Source organism: Paenibacillus sp. FSL W7-1279 (genome assembly GCF_037969845.1).
Taxonomy (GTDB): Bacteria; Bacillota; Bacilli; order Paenibacillales; family Paenibacillaceae; genus Paenibacillus_AQ.
Genome location: NZ_CP150215.1, coordinates 5,982,345 through 6,006,873, shown reverse-complemented (window position 1 = coordinate 6,006,873; position 24,529 = coordinate 5,982,345). Strand labels below are relative to the sequence as shown.

General features: G+C 50.5%; 24 protein-coding genes and 1 riboswitch. Of the genes, 22 read left to right on the top strand and 2 right to left on the bottom strand.

Features of this window, described 5'->3' with window-relative positions:
• Nucleotides 1-7: 7 nt before the first annotated feature.
• From MKY82_RS27105 to MKY82_RS27090, 4 genes are all read left to right on the top strand, one after another.
• Nucleotides 8-2,377 (top strand): endonuclease MutS2, encoded by a 2,370-nt coding sequence (locus MKY82_RS27105; RefSeq protein WP_339219501.1) that lies wholly within the window; start codon nt 8-10, stop codon nt 2,375-2,377.
• 116 nt (nt 2,378-2,493) lie between these two features.
• The gene (locus tag MKY82_RS27100; protein WP_194544320.1) at nt 2,494-2,913 is read left to right on the top strand and encodes a DUF350 domain-containing protein; all 420 of its coding nucleotides are present in this window, start codon (nt 2,494-2,496) and stop codon (nt 2,911-2,913) included.
• Between the two features lie 160 nt (nt 2,914-3,073).
• The gene (locus tag MKY82_RS27095) at nt 3,074-3,631 is read left to right on the top strand and encodes a hypothetical protein (RefSeq protein WP_220684055.1); all 558 of its coding nucleotides are present in this window, start codon (nt 3,074-3,076) and stop codon (nt 3,629-3,631) included.
• Between the two features lie 144 nt (nt 3,632-3,775).
• Nucleotides 3,776-4,978, top strand: a complete 1,203-nt coding sequence (locus MKY82_RS27090) for an MFS transporter (RefSeq protein ID WP_339219499.1) — start codon at nt 3,776-3,778, stop codon at nt 4,976-4,978.
• 142 nt (nt 4,979-5,120) lie between these two features.
• On the opposite strand, the gene MKY82_RS27085 is transcribed toward MKY82_RS27090, so the two are convergent.
• Entirely contained in the window at nt 5,121-6,356 is a 1,236-nt protein-coding gene (locus tag MKY82_RS27085; RefSeq protein ID WP_339219497.1) for an FAD-binding oxidoreductase, read from the bottom strand.
• A gap of 131 nt (nt 6,357-6,487) precedes the next feature.
• On the opposite strand from MKY82_RS27085, the gene MKY82_RS27080 reads away from it, so the two are divergent.
• The 13 genes from MKY82_RS27080 to MKY82_RS27020 all read left to right on the top strand — a co-directional run bounded on the left by MKY82_RS27080 (nt 6,488) and on the right by MKY82_RS27020 (nt 16,937).
• Nucleotides 6,488-6,724 carry a hypothetical protein gene (locus MKY82_RS27080; RefSeq protein WP_071222691.1) on the top strand — a complete coding sequence of 79 codons (237 nt, stop codon included), beginning with the start codon at nt 6,488-6,490 and terminating at the stop codon, nt 6,722-6,724.
• Between the two features lie 48 nt (nt 6,725-6,772).
• Nucleotides 6,773-7,168, top strand: coding sequence for a spore coat protein (locus MKY82_RS27075; protein WP_339219495.1), 396 nt, complete (start codon nt 6,773-6,775; stop codon nt 7,166-7,168).
• Nucleotides 7,169-7,344: 176 nt separating this feature from the next.
• A complete protein-coding gene (locus MKY82_RS27070; protein ID WP_071222693.1) occupies nt 7,345-7,845 on the top strand; it encodes an Lrp/AsnC family transcriptional regulator in 501 nt (166 codons plus the stop codon).
• 14 nt (nt 7,846-7,859) lie between these two features.
• Nucleotides 7,860-9,065 (top strand): aminotransferase class I/II-fold pyridoxal phosphate-dependent enzyme, encoded by a 1,206-nt coding sequence (locus MKY82_RS27065; RefSeq protein ID WP_071222694.1) that lies wholly within the window; start codon nt 7,860-7,862, stop codon nt 9,063-9,065.
• Between the two features lie 118 nt (nt 9,066-9,183).
• Nucleotides 9,184-9,447 carry an aspartyl-phosphate phosphatase Spo0E family protein gene (locus MKY82_RS27060; protein ID WP_009590300.1) on the top strand — a complete coding sequence of 88 codons (264 nt, stop codon included), beginning with the start codon at nt 9,184-9,186 and terminating at the stop codon, nt 9,445-9,447.
• Nucleotides 9,448-9,794: 347 nt separating this feature from the next.
• Nucleotides 9,795-10,355, top strand: coding sequence for a cob(I)yrinic acid a,c-diamide adenosyltransferase (locus MKY82_RS27055; protein WP_220684057.1), 561 nt, complete (start codon nt 9,795-9,797; stop codon nt 10,353-10,355).
• Between the two features lie 3 nt (nt 10,356-10,358).
• Nucleotides 10,359-11,372: an RluA family pseudouridine synthase gene (locus MKY82_RS27050; protein ID WP_339219489.1), complete on the top strand. Its 1,014-nt coding sequence runs from the start codon at nt 10,359-10,361 to the stop codon at nt 11,370-11,372.
• Nucleotides 11,373-11,409: 37 nt separating this feature from the next.
• Nucleotides 11,410-11,772: an arsenate reductase family protein gene (locus MKY82_RS27045; protein WP_071222700.1), complete on the top strand. Its 363-nt coding sequence runs from the start codon at nt 11,410-11,412 to the stop codon at nt 11,770-11,772.
• A gap of 543 nt (nt 11,773-12,315) precedes the next feature.
• A complete protein-coding gene (locus MKY82_RS27040; RefSeq protein WP_339219486.1) occupies nt 12,316-13,212 on the top strand; it encodes a 5'-3' exonuclease H3TH domain-containing protein in 897 nt (298 codons plus the stop codon).
• Between the two features lie 2 nt (nt 13,213-13,214).
• Complete coding sequence (modA, locus tag MKY82_RS27035) at nt 13,215-14,057, top strand: molybdate ABC transporter substrate-binding protein (RefSeq protein ID WP_339219484.1); 843 nt, start codon at nt 13,215-13,217, stop codon at nt 14,055-14,057.
• Nucleotides 14,054-14,737, top strand: a complete 684-nt coding sequence (gene modB / locus MKY82_RS27030) for a molybdate ABC transporter permease subunit (protein WP_233355066.1) — start codon at nt 14,054-14,056, stop codon at nt 14,735-14,737. Before modA ends, modB begins: the two co-directional genes overlap by 4 nt.
• A gap of 94 nt (nt 14,738-14,831) precedes the next feature.
• Nucleotides 14,832-15,728 (top strand): ROK family protein, encoded by an 897-nt coding sequence (locus MKY82_RS27025; protein WP_216530599.1) that lies wholly within the window; start codon nt 14,832-14,834, stop codon nt 15,726-15,728.
• A 183-nt stretch (nt 15,729-15,911) separates the two neighbouring features.
• A complete protein-coding gene (locus MKY82_RS27020; RefSeq protein ID WP_339219479.1) occupies nt 15,912-16,937 on the top strand; it encodes an HRDC domain-containing protein in 1,026 nt (341 codons plus the stop codon).
• Nucleotides 16,938-17,005: 68 nt separating this feature from the next.
• Here the strand turns inward: MKY82_RS27020 and corA are convergent, their stop codons facing one another.
• Nucleotides 17,006-17,941 (bottom strand): magnesium/cobalt transporter CorA, encoded by a 936-nt coding sequence (gene corA / locus MKY82_RS27015; RefSeq protein WP_113057622.1) that lies wholly within the window; start codon nt 17,939-17,941, stop codon nt 17,006-17,008.
• Nucleotides 17,942-18,381: 440 nt separating this feature from the next.
• Nucleotides 18,382-18,511: riboswitch (SAM riboswitch) on the top strand.
• Nucleotides 18,512-18,645: 134 nt separating this feature from the next.
• On the opposite strand from corA, the gene metA reads away from it, so the two are divergent.
• The 5 genes from metA (at nt 18,646) to MKY82_RS26990 (ending at nt 24,375) form a co-directional block, all read left to right on the top strand.
• Nucleotides 18,646-19,563, top strand: coding sequence for a homoserine O-succinyltransferase (gene metA / locus MKY82_RS27010; RefSeq protein WP_071222710.1), 918 nt, complete (start codon nt 18,646-18,648; stop codon nt 19,561-19,563).
• Between the two features lie 24 nt (nt 19,564-19,587).
• Nucleotides 19,588-20,772: a PLP-dependent transferase gene (locus MKY82_RS27005; protein WP_339294765.1), complete on the top strand. Its 1,185-nt coding sequence runs from the start codon at nt 19,588-19,590 to the stop codon at nt 20,770-20,772.
• On the top strand, nt 20,769-21,989 hold the full coding sequence (locus MKY82_RS27000; protein WP_339219472.1) for an aminotransferase class I/II-fold pyridoxal phosphate-dependent enzyme: 1,221 nt from the start codon (nt 20,769-20,771) through the stop codon (nt 21,987-21,989). The genes MKY82_RS27005 and MKY82_RS27000 overlap by 4 nt, the downstream gene beginning before the upstream one ends.
• A gap of 135 nt (nt 21,990-22,124) precedes the next feature.
• Nucleotides 22,125-23,258: a cyclic dehypoxanthinyl futalosine synthase gene (mqnC, locus tag MKY82_RS26995; protein WP_015737124.1), complete on the top strand. Its 1,134-nt coding sequence runs from the start codon at nt 22,125-22,127 to the stop codon at nt 23,256-23,258.
• 211 nt (nt 23,259-23,469) lie between these two features.
• Nucleotides 23,470-24,375, top strand: a complete 906-nt coding sequence (locus tag MKY82_RS26990; protein WP_113057619.1) for a putative sporulation protein YtxC — start codon at nt 23,470-23,472, stop codon at nt 24,373-24,375.
• Nucleotides 24,376-24,529 lie beyond the last annotated feature (154 nt).

Genomic DNA, 24,529 nt, shown 5'->3' with positions numbered 1-24,529 from the left:
GAACTTCTTGAATGACAAGATTTTGCAAACTTTAGAATACCGGAAAATTTTAAATACATTAACAAAATACACGCAAACCTCCATGGGAAGTGCTAGAGCTGAAAAGTTAATGCCTGAAACCGACCTGGAGGCTGTAAAGGATCTGCTTGCGGCTACCGATCAGGCCTACACCGTAGACAGGCTCAAGGGCAATCCGTCTTTCCGCGGGATTACCGATATCAATGATGCTTTGAAGCGGGCCAGAATCGGAGGGACGCTCAGTCCCCATGAATTGCTGGCTACGTCGAATACGATTCATGGATCACGCCGAATCAAGCGGTTTATTGCGGCGATTCATGAGGACGAGAAGATTGAGATCCTCTATAATCTGAGTGATCTTATTTCGGAGCAAAAGCCCCTGGAAGACGCCATTCGGCTGTGTATTGATGATGCTGCTGAGGTCCTTGACTCCGCAAGCGCCGAGCTTTCCCAGATCCGGCGGGAGCTGAGGGGCGGAGAAGTTCGCATTCGCGAGAAACTGGAGTCCATGATTCGATCGCAATCCGTGGCGAAGATGCTGCAGGACCAGTTAATTACAATACGCGGCGACCGTTTTGTCATCCCCGTTAAAGCGGAATATCGCTCGCATTTTGGCGGTATCGTGCACGACCAGTCCGGGTCAGGCGCGACGCTGTTTATTGAGCCGGAATCCATCGTAGCCATGAACAACAAGCTGCGCGAGACGCGAATGCGGGAAGAGCGGGAGATCGAAGTGATTTTGCAGAAGCTGACCGCCCAGGTCGGCGAACAGGCTGAGCTGCTGTCCATTGACTTGGATCTGATCGGCCAGCTCGACTTTATTTTTGCCAAGGCTCGTTTGGCCCATGTCATGAAGGCTTCACTGCCAAGAATGAATGACAGAGGCTATATTAAGCTGCGTAAAGGCCGACATCCGCTGATTCCGGCGGATCAGGTTGTGCCGCTTGATGTGGAATTGGGCAATTCCTATACATCCATCATCGTCACGGGTCCGAATACCGGCGGTAAGACGGTTACGCTCAAAACGATCGGGTTATTAAACCTGATGGCGATGTCCGGACTCTTTATTCCAGCCGAAGAAGGCAGCCAGATGTGCGTGTTTGATGCGATCTACGCGGACATTGGTGATGAGCAAAGCATTGAGCAGAGCCTCAGTACCTTCTCCAGCCATATGACGAACATCATCCGAATATTGAGCCAGATGACGCCAAAGAGTCTCGTGCTGCTTGATGAGGTTGGAGCAGGGACCGACCCTGCGGAGGGTTCAGCTCTGGCGATTTCCATCCTGGAGCATATCCACCGCATGGGCTGCCGCATGATTGCGACGACGCACTATTCTGAATTGAAGGCTTATGCATATGAACGCAAAGGCGTGATTAACGCCAGCATGGAGTTCGATATCAATACCCTAAGCCCGACCTACCGGCTTCTGGTAGGCGTACCTGGACGCAGTAATGCGTTTGCCATTGCAGAACGTTTGGGATTGCCGGGATCCATTCTGGAATTTGCCCGTGGCGAAGTCAAGGAAGAGGATCAACGGGTGGAGCATATGATTGCATCCCTCGAAGAGAACCGTCACACCGCGGAAGTTGAGCGTGAGAAGGCGGAGCAGGTTCGGAAGGAAATGGAGGACCTGCGTCTTCGTCACCAGCACGAGCTTCAGAAGCTGGAAGAGCAGAAGGACAAGCTGGTTGATAAAGCTCGTGCCGAGGCGAGACAGATCGTGGACAAGGCTCGGAGTGAGGCCGAGGAAATCATCGCGGATTTGCGCAAGATAGCCCAAGAAGAAGGGGCTTCCGTTAAGGAGCATAAGCTGATTGCTGCCAGAAAGCGTTTGGATGATGCCGAACCGCAGCAAGGCAAGAAGACGGCTGGCCAGCGTTCAGCGCAGCAGCAGCGCAGCATTGAGCCTGGTGACGAGGTTCGGGTATATAGCCTGAATCAGAAAGGGCACGTCGTGGAAATGGCCGGCTCGAAAGAAGCGGTTGTTCAGCTCGGCATCATGAAGATGAAGGTATCGCTGGATGATTTGGAGCTGCTGTCGAATCCGACAGCAAACGCTAAACAGGCGCCGAAACAGCATGCGACCGTCTTGAAACGGACTCGCGATACCAACATCCGGAACGAGCTGGATTTAAGAGGCGCGAATCTGGAAGAAGCGCTGATTGAGGTGGATCGGTTCATTGATGAGGCATTTCTGGGGAACTTGGGTCAGATTTACATCATTCATGGCAAAGGCACCGGGATCTTGCGAACCGGAATTCAGGATTATTTGCGCAAGCACAAGCATGTTAAGAGTCATCGTTTAGGTAATTACGGTGAAGGCGGCAATGGCGTTACCATTGCCGAGCTGAAGTAAGGAAAGAAATCAGGAACCGTTTTCTCCTTCAATCGTATAACATATCATCATAAGGTTCAGAACGACGGGATGCGAAAGGTGCCGCATCCCGTTTATATCAGGGAGGAAATAAGGTAATGACGGAAGCGATTGATCATTTGCTGGCCCATCCACTCGGGGTGCTCGTCGGCTATTTCTCGGTTGCGATACTTGCACTTATTGTTTACTTGTATTGCTTTGAATTGGTTACCAAGTACAATTGCTGGGATGAAATACGCAAAGGAAACATCGCGGCGGCCATGGCGACCGGCGGGAAGATCTTTGGCATCGGTAACGTGATGCGGTACAGCATAACGGCGAATACGTCCATTTATGGCATGATTAAATGGTCGTTCTTCGGGTTTATACTGCTTTTATTGGCTTATTGGTTGCTTGAGTTCTTGACGCCCGTGTTTTCGGTCGATGAAGAGATTGGCAAGGATAACCGAGCAGTGGGCTTGATCGTACTTCTTATCACCGTATCTTTATCTTACATTATTGGAGCGAGCATCATTTAAGGGCTTCGGGAGGAAAAGGACGATGAAATATTTACCGCGGATATTGTTTGCGGCCGCCTTGATTTTTTTTGTGGCGGGTATTGTATACTTGATGTCTCAATAAAAATAAAGTGAACAGGGCCATCCATGGCCGTTTGAATAAGAAAGGGATGAATGATCGATGGAACCGACGGTTTGCCCATGGTGCCAAAGTGAGATTGTGTGGGATGAAGAGATAGGTCCCGAAGATACTTGTCCTCATTGTGCGAACGAGCTGAAAGGCTACCGCACATTGAATATCGCATTGGATGACGAGGAAACACAGGACGATCCGGAGGAATATGAAGAGGATTATGAGGCTTCCGATGAGGAAGCAGGTGATCTTCAACGTATTTGGGGGTCCGACCATGAATCGCTGTCCTCGCTTCGAACCGTGGATAAGTACGGGGAGGATCACGACCTATTTGCATTTGAGGAGACCGTAGAGGGGATTCTGGACCAGCAAGAGGAAGTTCCCGAGTGCTTGCATTGCCGGGAGTATATGCTTCATGCCGGAACGCAGCACGTGAGCGGGGAAGGCTTCCAGCCGGTTAACGCAGCCTTGATTCAAGGTCCGATCCTGCAGCCGCCATATGATTTAAACGTATATGTGTGCCCTGGATGCTTCCATGTACAGTATAATCTGGCAGAGAATGACCGGCTTCGGATGATCAAGAGCTTTATCCATAAAAAGGAATAGCGTTTACGGAAAGGCGCTGTGTGCCGATCCGCGCGAACTTAAGGAAACTGCTGTCGGCGGTTTCCTTTTTTTTGTTCATGAAGTGGGGATTAGAGGGGTAAAATACCTTGGACTTCAAGTGTGAGGGCGAGGGAGGAACTGTATATGAAGTTGACAAAGGACCCCCAGGCTATACTTCTGTTATCAGTTCATGGGTTGTTTATCTTATCGAGTGCATTGTCGGGTACGTTCCTCAACGTATACCTATGGAAAAGCCGCCAGGATTATACGATGCTCGGTTGGTTCACGATTGCACAGCAGGTGGCATTGGGCTTGACGTTCTGGGCCGCCGGCAAATGGGTGAAGGAGCATAACAAAATGAATGCGCTTCGCCTGGGAATTGCGGTGTCTGGCCTGTTTTATTTATGCGTTCTGTGGGCAGGGCGGGACGCCGTCCATTATATTTGGCCGCTCGGCTTGCTGTTCGGCGTGTCATTAGGATTATTCTGGTTAGCCTTTAATGTGGTCTATTTTGAGGTTTCGAGCGCGGAGAATCGGGACTGGTTTAATGGCTGGATCGGACTTCTGGGCTCCATCACGGGCATTATCGGTCCGTGGCTGGCGGGCTGGATCATCACGATGATGCATGGGGATCAAGGCTACCGGTTTATTTTTACCGTATCGATGGTCATCTTCGCCGTGACGGTGGTGCTGAGCTTTTTTCTGCGAAAACGGCCGGTTCAGAGCGGCTATCATTGGCTGGAGGGGTTGAGCCGGCTCAAGGAGGGCGGCGTATGGAAATACGCGGTATTCGGCTTGGCCGTTCAGGGAATCAGGGAAGGTGTGTTTTCCTTCCTTATTACACTCCTTGTTTTTGTGGCAACGGATCAGGAGTCGAAGCTGGGGCAGTTTGCATTGATTACTTCGGCGGTTTCGCTGGTCAGCTACTGGGCCTGCGGGAAGTGGTTCAAGCCCAAATTCCGTAAAACCGGCATGCTGGTAGGTTCCATATTGATGCTGCTGGTCATTTTACCGCTGCTGTTTGCCGTTAACTATACGACGCTGCTGGTGCTGGGAATCGGGACGTCGCTGTTCATTCCGCTGTACATGATGCCGGCTATATCCGCCAGCTTTGATCTTATGGGAGTAAATCAGGAAAACGTGGAGAAGCGGGTGGAACTGGTCGTGCTGCGGGAGCTCAGTTTAACTATAGGCCGAATTACGGGCCTGCTTGTGTTCATTCTTGTCCTGTCATTTAGACAGGACACGTTAACGGTGACATTGCTGCTGTTGTTCCTGGGGGCGTCCCCTATCGGATCGTGGCTGTTTATACGAAAGCTGTTCCCTTCCAAAGGTCAAGTCACCTAAAGCCTAATGACATCTCTCGGGTCAAAAGAATCCGATAGTCAAACAAACGGTTTGCTGAACGACTGCGTCATAGCGCAATCCGTACACGCAAAGAAGGTATCTCCAGGGCTGCATGGCCTGCTTGGAGATACCTTCTATTATTTTATGACATCTTAAGGTCCATTGGCCGTGTCAGGGAGAACCATTTCAGTTCTTCGGGCTCACGTCCTGCTATCGTCTCGCCCAGCAGATCCGCAGCAATCATGCTGTATACGGTCCCGTTTCCGCCATACACCTCGATAAAGTAGCTGTGCGGATATTTCGGGTGCCTGCCGATCAGCGGGATGCCGTCTTTGGTTGTGGCAAATACGCCGGCCCAACTGCAAGCGATCTTCAAATCCGTCATATGGGGGAACAACTGATGAATTTCATTTAACAATCTCCGGCTTCTTGGTTCAGCGTACTCCTCTGGTTTGCCAGAAGGAGGCAGCGGCTCATCCAGCCCTCCGGCTATGATTCGCTGATCCGGCGTTGTCCGGAAATAGAGATAAGGGCGATTTGTTTCCCATATGAATGCGCGCTCATACCATGAAGACAGATCGGATACCGGCTCCGTCAGGATGGCATAGGTATTGAGCAGCTCCGCTTGATAATCAGGCTTCCATTCTTGGGTGCTATACCCGGTGGCCCAGATGATGTTCCTGGCCAGAACGCTTCCTTGATCGGTTAAGACGGTGACATCGCTGTGTGTATACCGGGTTTCCTTCACTCCGCTATTTTCGTAAACTCGCAGCCCATGCTCGCAGGCATCCTGGAGAAGATTATGCCCGAAACGGTAGGGATCGACTTCGGCATCGCCGCGGGCATAGATGGCCGCTTCTTTTGAGAACGGGAAGTTAGCCCTCACATGCTCGCGGCCCCAGTATTCCACATCGAAGCCCTTCCGTTTGAGCAGGTCATACTCGTGCCGAATCATGCCGACATCTTGGGGGGTACTGGCATAGTAGAGGCTGCTTCGCGTGATCAGGCCGGAATCCCTGGACAGATGATTTGCGATTTCGGTGATCCGGCGTACCGCATGTCTGCACATCATGTAGAAGGAGGAAGCCCGTTGTTCACCAAATTGTTGGATCAGATCAGATAGAGGGCAGTCGTTAGAAAATTGCAACAGCCCCGAATTAGCGGATGTGCTGCCTTCGCACATGCGTTTTTTCTCCAGTAGGACGGTGTCCACGCCTTGCATGGTCAGCACGTAGGCCATCAGCGCGCCGCTTATACCGCCGCCGACTATGAGTACATCACAGCTGAGCTGTTCTGATAGACCGGGGTATTTTTTTACAGGTTCAGTGTTTAAATATTTCCAGGGCGTTATTCCGCCGGTCAGTAAAATGTCCCTCACCCCCTCATTGTCACATCGTTATTAGTTTGGACGTTCCTTTCGTTTTTAATGACATCTCACGACATAGATTTTTATATAGGTGGCATACTAGCTCCTGTGCAACCTAAATGGAAAGGGGAACAAACACAAAGATGACACCTAATCAGCAATTACAGCCTCTAACCTCAAAAGAACTGGACTATATTGCGGATTGCATCTCCAACGAAACCATGCTGGCCAAGCATTGTGCCGCGACAGCAGCAGCCAGTCAGAATCCAGCTATCCAGCAGGCGCTGCTGGGATTCGTAAAACGCCATGAGCAGCATCTGGACACCTTGGTGAATGCTCTGCAAATTCACAGCAATATCGCGCCGACGCAGCCTCAATAAGAGGAGATGTATAGACCAGGAAGCAAAATTGTTAAGGAGGAACGACTTATGGTAACCCCTAATGGATCCTCATACCTGCCCGAAGAGGATATGCTTAGCCCTATTCTGGGAGAGCTGAAACGTGCCGTTCGAGAGTATACGACAGCCACGACGGAAGCCTCTTGCCCTGAGGTGCGTCAAATGTTTACGGATCTGACCGCGGATACACTGAGGCTGCAAGGCGAGTTTTTTAATATGATGAAGCAGCAGAACATGTATACCGCCCCTCGGCATGCATTGAAATACGATGTGGACAAGCAGTATAAGCAAGCGCAGCAGTCGCTGCAAAAAACTCGGGAAACCATTAATCAAAAAACTTCCAGCATGGGCGCGTTCGCGCATCACCCGAATGTGGCGCCGCATGCCACCAATGTAGCGCCTTCTTCTAATAATGTAACCCAATGATCCCATGGTGAACTCAATCTATGAGCCGATGACCCCCGCAGCCGTTGCTGCCGGCATGCATCGGTATTTTTTTTTGCACATCCCGTGTAAGTTATTGTAATATAAGTATTAATCTCTGTTCCGATATATCATGCTATAAGAACGGATATTCGGAATAAGTGCTGGAGGATACGTATATGGAAGAGCTTAGCGAATTGAAACTGAAGGTGCTTGACCTGCTGAAAGAAGACGCGAGAAGATCGCCGGCTCTGCTCTCTACTCTACTCGGTGTAGATGAGGAAGAAGTAAAGACCTCCATTGCGGAGCTTGAACGAGATCACGTCATTGTTAAGTATGCGACCGTAGTCAACTGGGGCAAGGTGGAAGACGAGAAGGTTACGGCGCTGATCGAGGTTCAAATTACACCTGAGCGCGGAAGAGGCTTTGAAGGAATTGCGGAACGGATTTATTTATTCCCGCAGGTGAAGTCCGTCTATCTTATGTCTGGCGCCTACGACTTGCTGGTTGAAGTGGAAGGCGGAAACTTGCGTGAGGTGGCCAACTTTGTTTCGGAGAAGCTGTCACCTATCGATTCTGTATTATCGACCAAAACGAATTTTATTTTGAAAAAATATAAACAAGACGGGATTATTTTTGAAGAACGTCAAGAAGACAATCGTCTCCTGATCTCGCCGTAAAGGAAGCGTGTGCTATGATTGTGAACGAACAGCAGCTTGCAGAAAATAACAGGAAATCGATGAGCTCCTATTTGGCGCCCAGGGTCAGGGACATTCAACCCTCTGGAATCCGGAAGTTTTTTGATCTCGTCAGTGGAAATAAGGATATTATCACACTTGGTGTCGGTGAGCCTGATTTCGTAACGCCGTGGCATGTACGAGAAGCCTGCGTATATTCATTGGAGCGCGGGTTTACAGGATATACGTCCAATGCCGGTATGCCTGAACTTCGGGAGGCGATCGCGGAATATTTGAACGACAGTTTCCACGTGACCTATAATCCTGCCAATGAAATGATCGTAACCGTAGGCGGCAGTGAAGCGATTGATCTGGCGCTGCGTGCCTTGATTGTTCCCGGAGATGAAATTCTGATCCCCGAGCCGTGTTACATTTCTTACTCGCCGATTGCTTCAATCGGTGGCGGGGTGCCCGTTGGTATTGAAACGACGGCAGAGCATCATTTCAAACTGACCGCCGAGGCGCTCGAAGCGCAAATCACCCCCAAATCAAAGATTCTGATCCTGTGTTACCCAAGCAATCCAACAGGAGCGATCATGACCTATGAGGATTGGCTGCCCATTGCGGAAGTAGTGGAAAAACACGATCTGATTGTGATCTCCGATGAAATCTATGCTGAGCTCACGTATGAAGGCAAGCACGTCAGCTTTGCCTCGATGCCAGGCATGATGGACCGCACCATTCTGGTAAGCGGCTTCTCGAAGGCTTTTGCTATGACTGGTTGGCGTATGGGGTATGTGTGTGCTCATTCGGATCTGATTGGCGCCATGCTGAAAATCCACCAGTATACGGTTATGTGTGCACCCGCAATGGGGCAAGTCGCCGCGCTCGAAGCATTGCGTAACGGCATGGGGGAAAAGGACCGAATGGTTGAATCCTATAACCAGCGGCGCAGGCTCGTGGTTCAAGGGCTGCGCGAGATCGGTTTGGATTGCCACGAGCCACAGGGAGCGTTCTACGCGTTCCCGAGCATCAAGCGAACGGGACTTGGCTCGGATGAATTTGCCCAGCGCTTGCTGACCGAGGCGAAAGTGGCTGCCGTACCGGGCACCGCATTCGGTCTTGGCGGGGAAGGATTCATTCGCTGCTCATATGCTACATCCATTGCCCAACTGAATGAGGCCTTGGAGAGAATGGGCAATTTTGTGGAAAAAATAAAGTAGGCAAGGAAATCGTTGAACTTTTTCCTTGAATTAACAAAAAAATTACTTTCCATTGGCAAAATATATGTTATAATTTTATTTTGGGGGCAGAATTTTACTTTCCAAGGAGGGATCACCAGTGTTTTGTGATTATGAATTGTCAAACTACCGTGGTGACTATACGGCTGAAGACAATAATCACGGTAAATGGTCAATTAAATCAGCCAAATCCACTCCTCAGGAAATTACCTTGGAAGACGAAATTCACATGCTTCGCCGAAAGATGGAACAAATTTTTTTGGAAGAGCAGTCCTTCACATCAGAGATTGTCATCGAGATCAGCAGTTTGCTGGACTTGAAGATTAACGAATATATGAAGGCCCATCCCAAAAAGAAACTATAAAATACGATCTGATTGAATAATACAAGGCTGTTCCTGGGGCTAGATGCCTTACGGATCAGCCTTGTTTGCGTTTAAATGATTCCCTCTGATGTAAAAAACCGTCCCGGAATCATGATGGGCCTGGGCTTATTCCGGCGCAGAGGGACCCTGATTCGAAATTATGCTATAGTTGAGCATATTAAGAAAAACGTCGATCGACGTACTTTCTCAGAAGACAGACCGCGGTTAAAGGAAGTTTTTCTTGCGATTATAGAATTGCTCAGCTTCGCTGAAACTATAAATTCTATAATCTTAAGAAATATGGTGTTATTGAATAAGGATCGGACGATGAAATGGAGGATATTGTGATGAAGGTATATACGAGAACGGGAGATGCAGGGGAAACTTCAATTATTGGCGGTCGTGTGCCCAAGGATGACCCGCGGATAGAAGCGTATGGCACGATTGATGAATTGAACAGCTTTGTCGGTCAGGCCGTGTTTTTGGCCAAGGAAGCCGACTTTGAGGAGCTGCACCTTCAGCTCGTTCGAATCCAGCATGAACTGTTCGATTGCGGCTCGGATCTGGCCTATGCGAGGCCTCGAGAGGGTAAACTCAAGGTAAGCGCCGAGCTTGTGGACAATCTGGAGGTATGGCTGGATGCTTTCGAGGAGAAGAACCCTCCGCTTGAGCGTTTCATCTTGCCTGGCGGAAGTGCGTTGTCTTCGCTGCTTCATGTATGTCGGACCGTATGCCGCCGAGCCGAGCGGTTGACCGTTTCGCTGCAGCGAACCACGGAAATCAATCCGGAGGTCCGCCGGTATTTGAACCGATTGTCCGACTATTTCTTTGTGACTGCACGGGCAGCCAATGTGCACGCCGGGATTCCGGATGTCGAATATGAGCGAAGCGGAAAGGTGTTTCGGTAATTCATGAGTTTGTATTATCCGCCTATCAGTTATGTCGTGTCCCCACAGGAAGACGGCATGCTGCTTAAGACCATTTTGCAAAAACGGATGGGAGTATCCCGTAAGCTGCTGTCTCGCCTCAAGTTGACTGAGCAGGGCATCATGCTGAACGGGACCCGTGTATACATTAGCGTTAACGTGCATGCCGGAGATCTGATCGAAATCCGGATGGAGCAGGAACGATCGGACGATATGCTGCCCCAGCCGATGAACCTTCATATTCTGTACGAGGATGAACATTTGCTTGTCCTGAACAAGCCTGCGGGGATCATTGTCCATCCGACGCACGGGCATTATACAGACACGCTGGCGAACGGCGTCGTTCACTATTGGCAGGAGAAGGGCTGGAACTACCGGTTCAGAGCGGTTCACAGGCTGGACCAGGAGACTTCCGGCGTGTTGGTGATTGCGAAGAATGCATATATTCACCAGCATGTCTCCGAACAAATGATAGCCGGCACCGTTGACAAGAGGTATGTAGCATTTGTTCATGGCAAGCCTGCTTTGCCCTCAGGCGATATTGACGGTCCGATTGATCGGGACCCGTTAGAGCCCCACCGCCGCATCGTAACTCCCGAAGGATACCCTTCGCTTACGCGGTATAAGGTATGCGAAGCTTACCCTTCCGGATCCTTGGTCGAATTAAAGCTGGAAACGGGTCGTACCCATCAAATTCGGGTGCATATGCTTAGCATCGGTTGTCCATTGATTGGAGATCAGATGTATAGGCATCCGGTTTACGGCGATCGGGAGTTACGATCAGACGGAGCGGAGGCGGCTTCGGACTTGGCTGCCGGTCCAGCAGATCTGGAAGCCGAAACGATCATGAGGCTGGACCGCTATATGGGCCGGCAGGCGCTGCATGCAGCGAGCCTGAAGCTGATCCACCCGATTGAGGGGAGCACGATGACATTCACAGCCCCGCTTCCTGAGGATATGAACGCACTGAGAAACATGCTCGCGGAAGAGGCGACTTAAGTAGGTTCAAAACAACACTAGAAGGAGAACGTATCGAATGAGCAAACTGAAAGTATATCAATATCCGAAATGCGGGACATGCCGCAACGCGGTCAAATGGCTGCAAAACGAAGGACATGAGCTGGAACTTCAAAATATTTTTGAACAACCGCCACAAAAGGAAGAACTAGCCGACCTTATCGCCAAGAGCGGCCTGGAACTTAAGAAATTTTTCAATACGAGTGGCGAGGTCTACAAGGAAATGAATCTGAAGGACAAGCTGCCTGGGCTCTCCGATGAGGAGAAGATCGAACTGTTGTCGTCCAACGGCAGATTAATTAAGCGTCCGATCGTGACGGACGGCAGTAAAGTGACCGTCGGCTTTAAGGCGGAACAATATCAGGAGTCATGGCAGAAGTAGAATGGATCCAGTGTATACACATTCTCCTGCTGAAGAAGGTAGAGCATCCCAAGGTCTTTCGAGCGCCGGGATGCTCTTTTGTTTTAAGAGATAAGAAAGTATAAACATCCGAGGCTTAGCATCCTTATCTCGCAAGAAAAACTTCCGCAAAATGCGGTCTGTCTACTGAGAAAGTACGTCGATAGACGTTTTTCTTAAGAGATAAGAAAGTATAAACGTCCGAGGCTTAGCATCCTTATCTCGCAAGAAAAACTTCCGCAAAATGCGGTCTGTCTACTGAGAAAGTACGTCGATAGACGTTTTTCTTAAGAGAAAAGAAAGTATAAACATCCGAGGCTTAGCATCCTTATCTCGCAAGAAAAACTTCCGCTAAATGCGGTCTGTCAACTGAGAAAGTACGTCGATAGACGTTTTTCTTATGAACAGCCAATGATAGGAAATTCAAAGAAATACCTTATGACAAGCCCAAGACTATATAGGGATATGGTATAATGACAAGGTATATTTAAGGTTATATCAGAGAAGTTAAAGTTAGGAGCGATCATGACTGTGATACCCAATCAACAACCATCCTTAATGCTTGTAGACGGGATGGCTTTATTATTTCGTGCTTACTATGCAACCGCGTCAAGCGGCTATATCCGTCGAACCAAAGCGGGTGTACCGACCAACGCGATTTACGGCTTCCTGCGCTATATGTGGGATGCTATCGATAAATTTCAGCCTACCCATGTGGCGTGCTGCTGGGATATGGGATCAAAAACATTTCGTACAGAGCAGTTTGCGTCGTATAAAGGCAATCGTCCGGAAGCACCGGATGATCTGGTTCCGCAGTTTTCGTTGGTACGCGATGTGACGGAATGTCTGGGAATTCCGAACCTGGGCGTCGTGGGCTATGAGGCCGATGATTGCATCGGCACGCTGGCCAAACGGTACGGGGATAGCATGAATGTCATGATCCTGTCGGGGGACCATGATCTGCTTCAGCTCGTGAATGATTCGACTTCCGTCATCATTATGAAAAAGGGACACGGCAATTATATGCACTATACCCCGGAAACGTTATATGCCGAAAAAGGACTTTCTCCAAGACAGGTTATCGATGTGAAAGGCCTGATGGGAGATACGAGCGATAATTATCCGGGCGTACGCGGGATTGGCGAGAAAACGGCAGTCAAGCTGATTCAGGAGTATGAATCCGTGGAAGGCATTCTTGCGAATCTTGATTCACTGACCAAAGGGGTCCGCACCAAGATCGAGGCGGATTTGGAGATGCTGCACCTGTCCCGGGCTTTGGCCGAAATCCATTGCGAGGTTCCCATGGAGTGCGAATTGGATCTGTGCCGCTTAAGCGTGGATCACGAACGTGCATTAACCAAACTGGAGGAGCTTGAGATGAAGAGCCTCGGTCATCTTTTTGGTGTGGCGGTGGTTTCCTAGTCATGCGGAGACGGTTTAATTTCGGAAGAAAATCAATTTTGACCGGTCTACTGCTCGGGACATTGCTGCTTCTTATATCGGCATGTGCCTCCGTCCAGACTCCTTCAACCGATACCTCTAAACAGCCCTCAGGGGCCGAGAAGAAGGTGGAAGTTATGGTTTCGGCAGCAGCAAGCCTCAAATCCAGTCTGGAAGAGACCGGACGACGATTTGAAGCGGAATTTCCAAATATTACGCTGCGTTATAATTTCGGCGGTTCGGGCTCTCTTGGACAGCAGCTTGAGCAAGGGGCGCCCGTAGATTTGTTTATATCCGCAGCAACCGAGCCGATGGATCGATTGGTCGAGAAGGGGATCGTGCAATCCGATGCGGTTCAGTTGATGTTTCGAAATGCATTGGTGCTGATTGAGCCTGTCGGCAAACAGAACGTGAAGCATTTACCGGATCTATTAAAACCCGAGGTGCGCGTTGTGGCCATTGGGCAGCCGGATACTGTACCGGCCGGAGAATATGCCAAGGAGGCTCTTCAGAATGAAGGCCTTTGGGATGATGTCGAATCCAAGGCGGTGTATGCCAAGGACGTGACGCAAGTTCTGGCTTATGTAGAGTCGGGGAATGCAGACGCCGGTTTTGTGTACAAAACCGATCTGAAGAGTTCCGCCAAGGCAACGCTTGCGCTTGAGGTCGATCCGGACAAGCACCAACCGATCGAATATCCTGCAGCGGTTCCCGGTAATGCCAAGCATCCGCAGGAGGCTGAGGCTCTTCTCGAATTTATGCGGAAGCCTGAGATCAGGGATATCTTCACGGAGGCTGGATTTGAGGTAGCGGAGGCATCGCCGTGACCACGACCGAAATGTTCTGGATGCCGGTATGGCTGTCGATAAAAACATCACTGCTGTCCAGCATCATTGCATTTATACTGGGAGCAGCAGCAGCACGCTGGATGTCCCGGCGCTCGTTTGTCGGCAAGACGGCGGTAGAAACGCTGCTGATGCTTCCGCTCGTGCTTCCGCCTACGGTGGTTGGCTTTCTTCTGCTTGTCATGCTGGGCAGAAACAGCTGGATAGGTTCAGCTGCCGAATGGCTGTTTGCCAGACCCATCATTTTTAGTTGGGGAGCCGCGGTCATAGCGGCTATCGTGGTCTCGTTTCCGCTTGTGTATCAGAGCATGCGGGTGGGCTTTGAGTCTGTGGACCCGGAGCTTGAGGATTCGGCGCGATCGGCCGGGGCCGGCGAATGGCAGGTCCTTCGCTGGATTACGCTGCCGCTTGTTCGCAGGGCGGGAATTTCGGCGTTCATACTGGCCTTTGCCAGAGGTTTAGGGGAATTTGGGGCAACCTGGATGGTTGCAGGCAATATACCGGGCGTTACGCAAACGCTGCCCACGGCGATTTACGTTGCGGTAAGCAATGGCGAGAGCGGGCTGGCGTGGGCGTGGACGGCGGTCATTATTTTGTTCTCATGGCTGTTACTGGCCGCGTCAGGAACGGGCAGAAGCAGAGAAAGAGGCGGGCAGACTTGACGGGAGCACCATGTTTACATATGCTTCGAATAGAGCTTGTTAGCAACTATATAGAGAACAAGGCACAGCACATCGTGGAGAGGATGGAAGAAGCATGAGTTTACTTGGAGCAATTGAAGCAGGAGGAACCAAGTTCGTTTGCGGCGTGGGTATGGAGGATGGAACGGTTGTGGAGCGAGTGAGCTTCCCGACAACAACCCCTGAAGAAACCATGGCAAATGTCTTTAACTTTTTTGCTGATAAGGATATAGAGTCGATCGGAGTCGGTTCTTTCGGGCCGATTGATCCGGTGAAGGGCAGCCCGACTTATGGCTGCATTACAACGACACCAAAGCCGCATTGGAGCAATTACAATATTGTCAAAGCATTGGAAGAGCGTTTTAATGTTCCGATTGGGTTTGATACCGATGTAAACGGAGCAGCTCTTGGAGAATATACATGGGGCGCTGCCCAGGGACTGGATAGCTGTCTGTATATCACCATTGGAACGGGAGTAGGAGCAGGCGCCGTGGTAGCTGGTGAATTGATCCACGGATTGTCTCATCCGGAGATGGGGCATATTTATGTGCGCCGCCATCCGGAAGACCGGTATGAAGGGACCTGTCCTTATCATGCAGATTGTCTGGAGGGGCTTGCAGCCGGACCGTCTCTTGGCAAACGTTGGGGAGTTCCCGGTGTGGAATTGACGCCGGATCATCCGGCTTGGGAGATGGAGGCTTATTATCTGGCACAAGCGCTGATGAATTATGTCCTCATTCTGTCCCCTCAGCGAATCGTGATGGGCGGAGGCGTTATGAAGCAGGAGCAGCTGTTCCCGCTGATCCGCACGAAGCTTCAGGAGCTGCTGGCCGGATATGTACAGCATCCAAGCCTTCATGACGGGATTGATCAGTTCATCGTTCCGCCGATGCTCGGCGATAATGCGGGTCTCTGCGGTGCATTGGCGTTGGCCAAGCTTGCAGTAGATGAGGCCAAGAGCGTTCAAGCTTAACTTTATTTGTTATATAGAGTGAGCCAAAATGAGTTTGACTTTATTACAGATTATGGTATTATGAATTCAACAGTATAACGTATGGAACGGGAAGCACCTTTCTTTGTCGCTGCGGCGGAGGAGAGGTGCTTTTTTGCGTTGTTCCATCGTTGTGCTGAATGCTAAACGGGAGGTATTCGAGGGATGCAAATTGTATTCATGAATCAGATGAGCGGAGCGGATGAGTCAGGTCACCTCCGTTCTGCTCAAGTATGGATCGGTGAGGAAGAGGGAGGATGGCGGCTCGGCTGGCGGAACATGGAACCGGACGGTGAAGTATCCGATGATGAGTGGTATGAAGGGAATTCATGGAATGAGTTATTATGCGTGTATCGACATCAATTAGCGAAGAAGCTTGGAGAGGGGTTCCGGCCGCTTGTGGAGGGGGTATTCCACGAACCGGGAGAGACTGGAGGCAAGAATCTTGGGGTGCAGAAGCTGCAGTGCTACAGTGAGCTGTATGGCTCGGAGGAGCTGTACACGGAGCTGTGTGCCTGGCGCAGGAGAAAGGCGGCTTCCGGAAGAAAAGCACCTTATTTCATTGCCAGCAATCGGGTGCTGCGCATGATTAGCGCCTTCATCCCCCAGAACGAGGAAGAGCTGCTGCAGCTTCCGGGAATCGGAATCAGCAAGTCTTCAGAGCATGGGGCGGAGTGGCTGGAGATCACGTCAGGAATCGAGCGAACCACAACCTTTCCACTGGATTGGGTTGATAAGCAGCTGCAGGAAGAGGTGTTCTTGTCCTGGCTTTATAAGCAGAAGGAGCAGCGATATAAGCAAGAGCTGGACCGCTTCCGAATTCGCCGTACGATGCTGCTTGGCATAGCTGAGGGAGCTTCGCTGACCGAGCTGGAAGAACGCACTTCGTTATCTCGTCGAGATTTGGTTGAGGAATTGGAGGGCCTTGAGAAGGAAGGTTATGATACGGAGCAGCTGCTGGAGGTTGAGCTGAACACGATGACGGCTACAGAGCAGGCGACGGTATGGAAGGCTTTTGAAGAGCTGGGCGATACATTTCTTAAACCCGTATTACAACGGGTATATGGAGAAGGACAAGCCCACAATGGAGAGGTAGAAGAGATTGGCGGAACGGAGAAGCTGTATGAGCGGCTGCGCCTGATCAGGATTCGCTTTCGGCGGGAAGAACCTGGTAAAGCGAACGCAGGCTAATTCCAGGTAATGAAAACAGGACGGATTCCCTTGCGGCAGGGAGATCCGTCCTGATGGTTTCGAGAGCTTCATATCCAGTCTTTCTTACGGAACAGATAAAACATGAGAGCACCGGCAGAAATCATGACGCCTATAACTACATAATAAGAATATTCCCAGTGAAGCTCAGGCATATTGTCAAAGTTCATGCCGTAGATGCCTGTAATCAGCGTCAGTGGAATGAAGATCGTTGTAATGGCGGTAAACACGCGCATGATTTCATTGGCCCGATTGGCGATACTGGATTGGTAAGCCTCTCGAAGGTTCCCCATGAGATCCCGGTAGGTTTCGAATGTTTCGGAAATTTTCACGGCATTTTCATAGATATCGCTGAAATATTTTTGCAGCTGGTCATCGATCAGCCGGAGATCTTTTTTGTTAAGTGTATTGATAACTTCCTTCTGCGGTCCAAGCACCTTTTTCAACCAAAGAATCTCGCTTCGCAGACCGATGATCTCGCTGAGGTGGGATTTTTTGGTATGCATCAGAATGTCTTCCTCCAGCTTTTCAATCCGCGCCTCGATGCGGTCCCCGACGGAGAAATAGTTGTCCGTCACAAGGTCGATCAAGAGATAGAGGAAGCGGTCAGGCGTGCTGACTTCATCCTCCCAGAGAAGCGGTTTAACGGTGCGCAGCTCGTGGATCTTTTGCTTGGTCACCGTAATAATAAAATGTCTGCCCAGGAAAACATTCAATGCCCGAAGGAAAATCTCTTCGTCGTCAAACCGGATGCTGTTCACGACGATAAAATAGTGGTTCTCGTATATTTCAATTTTGGGACGCTGCTCCTCTTCACTGAGGCAATCCTCAACCGCAAGATCATGCAGGGAGAAGAGGGGCTGCAGTTCCGCTAAATCATCCACATCCGCATCCAGCCAGTAGAAGCCGCTGGCCGGAGGTGTCAGCGTCATTTCGATGTCATCAACAGGGGTAAATACGCCCGAATCGACCAACCGGATTTTCATCTGATATCACTCCTTTGTCAAATTCAAGCTGCTTGGTTAAGCAGTAAAGGCACAGGATATCAGCCCACCGGTATACGGGCATAATCAAGGAAGGTTAGAATACGATAAAAAGCGCATGAAAAATAACGCCGCCCTCTGCCGGTAAGCTGATCTTAATCCTATGCGGTTGTGCGTCTTGTGCATCCAGTTTCTGGCTCGGGTCACCGTCCATCTTCCATGTCACCTCTTTCATACTCGGTTTTAAACAGCACTTGTCTAGTATAACGCCGGGTGTAGGACCTTTCAAGTTGAAATCCGGTCCAGCCAGGGGCCACGGTACAGGGTATGGAAACCTTCGGTGAAGTGTGACGGACTTTATGAAAAGGTTCTTGACGAAAAATTGGGAATGATTTAAAGTAAGTATCAATTACGAACAATTTAAGACAACTGAATAAAGCGAAATCTTATCAAGAGCAGGTGGAGGGACTAGCCCTATGAAACCCGGCAACCGGCGGCAACATCGCACGGTGCTAATTCTTGCAGGAGATACGACGCTTCTTCGAAGCCGTTGTATAGTCTGACAGATGAGAGAGGCGCATTGTGATACGTATATGATGACCTTTCTCTACTTTGAGAAAGGTCTTCTTGCGTTTATACAGTCTAACGCTCTTTCTCACAGCTTTTTTATGGATGTATCATTTCATATTTCGAAGGAGTGAGCCACGATGCCAATTAAAATTCCGGATGCCTTGCCGGCAAAGGAAGTTCTGGCTGGAGAAAACATTTTTGTCATGGATGAGAGTCACGCATTTCATCAGGATATCCGCCCATTGCGGATCGCTATTTTGAACCTGATGCCTACCAAGGAAACGACGGAGACCCAACTGCTGCGATTGATCGGTAACTCCCCGCTCCAGGTGGATGTTGTCCTTCTTCACCCGAGTTCGCACGTTTCGAAGAATACGTCGGCTGAGCATCTGAAATCATTTTACAAAACCTTTGAAGAAGTGAAGAACCGTCGTTTTGACGGCATGATCATTACAGGAGCTCCGGTCGAGCAGTTGGAGTTTGAAGAAGTGAATTACTGGGATGAGCTTACTGAAATTTTTGAATGGACCAAGACGCATGTGACCTCCACGCTCCATATCTGCTGGGCATCGCAAGCCGGACTTTATTATCATTACGGCGTGCCGAAATACAGCCTCGAGGAAAAATGCTTCGGCGTATTTCCACATACGATCAATGAAACATGTACCAAGCTGCTCCGCGGATTTGACGAAATGTTCTTTGTTCCGCATTCCCGTCATACGGAAGTTCGGCGCGAAGACATTACAGGCATTGACGATCTGGTCATCCTGTCCGAGTCCGAGGAAGCAGGCATTTATTTGGTATCAAGCCGGGATGGAAAGCAGATTTTTGCCACAGGGCATTCCGAGTATGATGCGGACTCTCTAAAGTGGGAGTATGACCGGGACGTTGCCAAGGGCATGGACATCGAACTGCCGCGCAACTATTACCCGAATAATGATCCAACAAGGACGCCTCCGTCCATATGGCGGGCGCATGCAAACTTATTATTTACTAATTGGCTCAATTACTATGTATATCAGGAAACGCCATACGATATTGGTCCGCAAATATAGCAGTAAACGGGAGGAGAGTTTGTGATGGAGAAGAAACCTTTTAATATAGAGAGCCGGCTGGCACAGATCGGCTCGGTGCAAGAACCGGTAACCGGAGCCGTGAATTTTCCGATTTATCAGGCTACGGCATACCGCCATCCCAAATTAGGCCAGAGCACGGGGTTTGACTACGCCCGTACGAAAAATCCGACCCGGTCGGTACTGGAGGACGCCTGCGCCGAGCTGGAATCCGGCGATGCCGGCTTTGCTTGCAGCTCGGGCATGGCTGCCCTTCAGACGATTTTTGCTTTGTTCGGTCAAGGGGACCATCTGATTGTATCGTTGGATCTGTATGGTGGGACGTATAGGCTGCTGGAGCGGATTATGTCCAAGTTCGGCGTTACGGCTACGTACGTGGATACGAATGACCCGGATGCGCTGGAAGGGGCAAGAAGGCCCAACACGAAGGCTGTATTTATCGAAACGCCGACCAATCCGCTTATGATGATTACGGATATCGAAGCCGTCTGTACGTGGGCAAGGCATCATCAACTGATCAGCATTGTGGATAATACGCTGCTTACTCCGTATTTCCAAAGACCCATCGAGCTTGGGGCGGATATCGTTATACATAGCGCCACCAAGTATTTGGGAGGACATAACGATGTGCTGGCGGGGATCATCGTAACGAAGGGCAAGGAACTATCGGAGGAGATGGCTTTCCTTCATAACTCCATCGGCGCTGTGTTAAGCCCGACGGATTCCTATCAGCTGATGAGAGGAATGAAGACGCTTGCGCTGCGTATGGATCGGCACGAGACGAATGCAACCGCAGTGGCAACGTTTTTGACAACTCACCCGGCGATCGGCGAGGTGTATTATCCTGCCCTGCCGGACCATCCGGGACATGACATCCAGAATCGTCAATCCAGCGGCAACACGGGCATCTTCTCCTTCAAGGTGAAGGACGCCCGTTATGTGGAGCCCGTGCTGCGGCACATTAAGCTGATTGCGTTCGCAGAAAGCCTGGGGGGCGTTGAGTCCCTGATGACATACCCTGCTGTTCAGACCCATGCGGACATCCCGCTTGAGATTCGGGAAGCAATCGGCGTGGATGACCGCTTGCTCCGGTTCTCGGTCGGCATCGAGCATGCGGATGACTTGATCGCGGATTTGGATGCTGCACTGAGCGCGGCCATGGCTGAAGTGGAAGGGAGCACGGGAGAATGAGCATCGATAAAGGTCCATCCGGATTGGAAACGCAAACCAAGCAGTTAGCTGCTAAACGGGGACACGAGGAAGAACTGCGTTTCGAGACAAAACTATTGCATTTCGGCGGGGAAATCGACCGGGCAACCGGCGCCTCAAGCGTTCCGATCTATCAAGCCTCGACGTTTCACCATGAAGACATCTTTAACCCGCCGCAACACGATTACAGCCGTTCCGGCAATCCGACTCGGCAGGCGCTGGAGGATTATATCGCCCTTTTGGAGGGAGGCGTACGCGGTTTCGCTTATGCTTCCGGTATGGCAGCGATCTCCAGCTCGTTCATGCTGCTCAGTGCGGGGGATCATATGATCGTGACGGAGGATGTGTACGGCGGAACCTACCGCTTGCTGACCAGCATTTTAAGCCGTATGGGCATCGAGAGCACCTTCGTGGACATGACCGATCTGGATCAGGTGAAGGCGGCCCTCAAAGCGAATACGAAAGCCGTCTATATGGAAACCCCTTCAAACCCGACCCTGAAAATTACCGACATTGGTGCGGTGACGGATTGGGCGAAGGAGCATGGCCTGCTTACCCTGCTGGATAATACGTTCATGACGCCGTTTTACCAGCGTCCGATTGAATTCGGCGTGGATATCGTGATCCATAGCGCGACCAAATTCCTTGGCGGGCACAGCGATGTGCTGGCAGGTCTCGCGGTAGCCAGAACCGAGGAGCTGGGAGACCAACTGAAGCAACTGCAAAATGGTTTGGGCACGGTCCTTGGGGTCCAGGATTCCTGGCTCCTTATGCGCGGAATGAAAACACTCAGCACACGTATGGCCCACTCCGAGCAAAGCGCGGCCAAGCTGGCGGCCTGGCTGCAAGGGAGAAGCGACATTGAGCAAGTGTACTACCCTGGCCTCTTGAATCATCCGGGACGTGAAGTCCATGAGAAGCAATCGAGCGGTTATGGCGCGGTCATCTCTTTTGACGTCGGCTCAGGCGAACGCGCCAAGCACGTGCTGAACCATGTGAAGCTGCCGCTGGTAGCGGTCAGCCTGGGAGCCGTGGAGAGCATCCTGTCGTATCCGACAATGATGTCGCATGCGGCCATGGGCGAGAAGGTTCGGCATGAACGCGGAATTACGGATGGCTTGCTTCGTTTCTCGGTCGGACTCGAGGATGTGGACGATCTGATTGCTGATCTGGATCGGGCTTTTGCTGCCAGTTACTAAAGATTTGCCAAATCATAGAATTCGGCATCCTGTCACGGACGGGATGTCGTTTTTAATGCCGGATTGTGGTAGGATGAGATAGAAAAAGTTTTGCTGGTGATTTGTTATTTTGCTCTAAGTAGGGAGGCTGCAAGAATGAGTGCGGTAAACCGTATATTGGATAAAGCTTTACGCGGTGAGCGTTTGAACCTGGAAGATACCGTAACGCTTTTTGAAAGTGATGAGATTGAGAAAATTGGTCATGCGGCGGATGTGATGACAAAGCGTCTGCATCCGGATCCTATCACGACATTTGTTATCGGCCGGAATATCAATTACACAAACATATGTGATGTATTCTGCCGTTTTTGCGCTTTTTATCGCAGACCCGGCTCTTCCGAGGGCTATGTACTGCCCGATGAAACAATCTTCCAGAAGATTCAGGAAACCGAGGATGTGAACGGTACTGAGATTCTGATGCAGGGCGGCGTTAATCCGGATTTGCCTTTCAATTATTATACCGACCTGCTTCGCAACATTAAGAAGCGGTTTCCTAACATCACGATGCATTCGTTCTCCCCGGCGGAAATTATGAAAATGGTGGAGATCTCCGGGCTTACGCTCGAAGAGGTGATGCGCGAGCTTCACAGCGCGGGTCTGGACTCATTGCCTGGCGGCGGCGCCGAGATTTTAGATGATCGTATCCGCAAAAAGGTCAGTCGTCTGAAAGGCACATGGCGCCAGTGGATGGATGTCATGCAAACGGCCCATAAAGTGGGCATGAACACGACAGCTACCATGGTAATCGGTCTGGGCGAAACGATGGAAGAGCGTGCGCTACATATGCTTCGCGTACGTGATGCGCAGGATGAATGCATTCAGAACGGTTATGATTCCAAAGGCTTCCTGGCCTTCATTCCATTTACGTTCCAGCCGGACAATACGAACCTTAAGCGCGAGCGCGAAACGCCGGAGGCGTACTTGAAGACGGTAGCCATCGGTCGCTTGGCGATCGATAACGTTCCGAATCTGCAGTCGTCCTGGGTAACGATGGGACCTGAAATCGGCAAGCTGTCACTCAGCTACGGCTGTAATGACTTTGGAAGCACGATGATGGAGGAGAACGTGGTTTCTTCCGCAGGAGCCGTCTATAAGGTCAACATTGAATCGATTATTCAATTGATCCGGGAGACCGGCAACATCCCGGCTCAACGCAACACCCGGTATGATATTCTGCGCGTGTTCGAAGATAACAGCACCGTTGAGCGCGACTTCGTCATGCAGAACTAATTCTATACTTCATGAAGATCCGCAAGGCGGGCCGAGCAACTCGGTCCGCCTTTTTAATTTGGATCAGAGAGTATGTGCGTTGATGGACATATTTAGGATGCGGCCGTTGATTAGATATTTTCCGGACTTGCTTGTTTTTCCAAGCAGGAGTTCCGTATATCCCCGAGCGGGTCCCCATATACTGAAAAGGGAACTCGAAAGGAGTGATTCCATGGAACTGTTCAGCATTTCTGTCGGTACACGGACGGAAGACGAGAAAAAGGCTTTTCACCGTATATTGTCAGACAAGCAGAAAGAGCTACATAAACAATGCAAGCAGCTGAAATTCACATTCAGCGCTTCGGATGACCGCGTGATTTGGACGTGCTCCGGCAAGCTTCCGCTGTCCTCATGGACCGCATCGGCCGACACGCTGCGCCGGCTCACTGCCGAAGCAGTCACTGCTTATATTATGGAAGAGAAAGAGCAGGAGATTGCTGCACGGTTAATGTTCTCGGAATTCGAGTTTGATGATGAGGAAGAAGCGGGGCGGATCCTGCAGTGGTTTTTGATGCTCCTGCAAAAAGAGGAAGGCCCGTCCGGGGACTTCTGGCAGAGCCGCAGACGCAAGCTGTCGGAAGGCATATATCAATGCCTGAACGAGGCGCCTGAGCTTAATCTGGATGGGTTTATAACCTTCCGGCTTCAGTCTTATGAACAGGAGCTCCGCGAGATGGCGGAGTATGCAGTGGATGAATTTATGCTGGATCAGCAGTACGAGGAGTTCGTCAGTCTGCTGAAATATTTTGTTTATTTTCAGGAGCCCAAAATGCCGCTGGTTCATGTCATTCATAAGGGGGAGGAAGAGTTCCTGCTGCTGGATGGCAATCTTCGTCCGATTGAACGCCCTCGGGATGAAGGACTCGTTATGGAAAGGCTGGACCAGGATATGGAGATTGAAGATATGGTGGTCAGCACGCTGATTTCGGTATCTCCGGCCCGCATGATTATCCACACGAGGCAGCCTGAGCTTCCCGTCATCGTGACGTTGGCCCATATCTTTGATAACCGCGCCGAAGTATGCTGCAGCTGTCCCGAATGCAGCGCGCTTCTCGGTAGCGGACGAATGATGACTTGACGCATCGAAGCGGTCAGGATTATAATTACTGATAAATTCACGTAAAAGCTCTGACAAAGACATGAATCAATTTTGGATTTGACCGCTCAGAGAGAGGAAACCTCGGCTGCAATTTCCTCCGGTTCACCATTGATTTACCCCTTTGTAGCTGTGT

Bases quoted from the DNA above. Each gene is read 5' to 3' on its own strand.
- MKY82_RS27050 (WP_339219489.1), top strand. From the start codon at position 10,359: ATGAGTTTGTATTATCCGCCTATCAGTTATGTCGTGTCCCCACAGGAA.
- MKY82_RS27100 (WP_194544320.1), top strand. From the start codon at position 2,494: ATGACGGAAGCGATTGATCATTTGCTGGCCCATCCACTCGGGGTGCTC.
- MKY82_RS27055 (WP_220684057.1), top strand. From the start codon at position 9,795: ATGAAGGTATATACGAGAACGGGAGATGCAGGGGAAACTTCAATTATT.
- MKY82_RS27070 (WP_071222693.1), top strand. From the start codon at position 7,345: ATGGAAGAGCTTAGCGAATTGAAACTGAAGGTGCTTGACCTGCTGAAA.
- MKY82_RS27000 (WP_339219472.1), top strand. From the start codon at position 20,769: ATGAGCATCGATAAAGGTCCATCCGGATTGGAAACGCAAACCAAGCAG.
- MKY82_RS27005 (WP_339294765.1), top strand. From the start codon at position 19,588: ATGGAGAAGAAACCTTTTAATATAGAGAGCCGGCTGGCACAGATCGGC.
- MKY82_RS27090 (WP_339219499.1), top strand. From the start codon at position 3,776: ATGAAGTTGACAAAGGACCCCCAGGCTATACTTCTGTTATCAGTTCAT.
- mqnC (WP_015737124.1), top strand. From the start codon at position 22,125: ATGAGTGCGGTAAACCGTATATTGGATAAAGCTTTACGCGGTGAGCGT.
- MKY82_RS27020 (WP_339219479.1), top strand. From the start codon at position 15,912: ATGCAAATTGTATTCATGAATCAGATGAGCGGAGCGGATGAGTCAGGT.
- metA (WP_071222710.1), top strand. From the start codon at position 18,646: ATGCCAATTAAAATTCCGGATGCCTTGCCGGCAAAGGAAGTTCTGGCT.
- MKY82_RS27065 (WP_071222694.1), top strand. From the start codon at position 7,860: ATGATTGTGAACGAACAGCAGCTTGCAGAAAATAACAGGAAATCGATG.
- MKY82_RS27095 (WP_220684055.1), top strand. From the start codon at position 3,074: ATGGAACCGACGGTTTGCCCATGGTGCCAAAGTGAGATTGTGTGGGAT.
- modA (WP_339219484.1), top strand. From the start codon at position 13,215: ATGCGGAGACGGTTTAATTTCGGAAGAAAATCAATTTTGACCGGTCTA.
- corA (WP_113057622.1), bottom strand. From the start codon at position 17,941: ATGAAAATCCGGTTGGTCGATTCGGGCGTATTTACCCCTGTTGATGAC.
- MKY82_RS27075 (WP_339219495.1), top strand. From the start codon at position 6,773: ATGGTAACCCCTAATGGATCCTCATACCTGCCCGAAGAGGATATGCTT.
- MKY82_RS26990 (WP_113057619.1), top strand. From the start codon at position 23,470: ATGGAACTGTTCAGCATTTCTGTCGGTACACGGACGGAAGACGAGAAA.
- MKY82_RS27045 (WP_071222700.1), top strand. From the start codon at position 11,410: ATGAGCAAACTGAAAGTATATCAATATCCGAAATGCGGGACATGCCGC.
- MKY82_RS27080 (WP_071222691.1), top strand. From the start codon at position 6,488: ATGACACCTAATCAGCAATTACAGCCTCTAACCTCAAAAGAACTGGAC.
- MKY82_RS27040 (WP_339219486.1), top strand. From the start codon at position 12,316: ATGACTGTGATACCCAATCAACAACCATCCTTAATGCTTGTAGACGGG.
- MKY82_RS27025 (WP_216530599.1), top strand. From the start codon at position 14,832: ATGAGTTTACTTGGAGCAATTGAAGCAGGAGGAACCAAGTTCGTTTGC.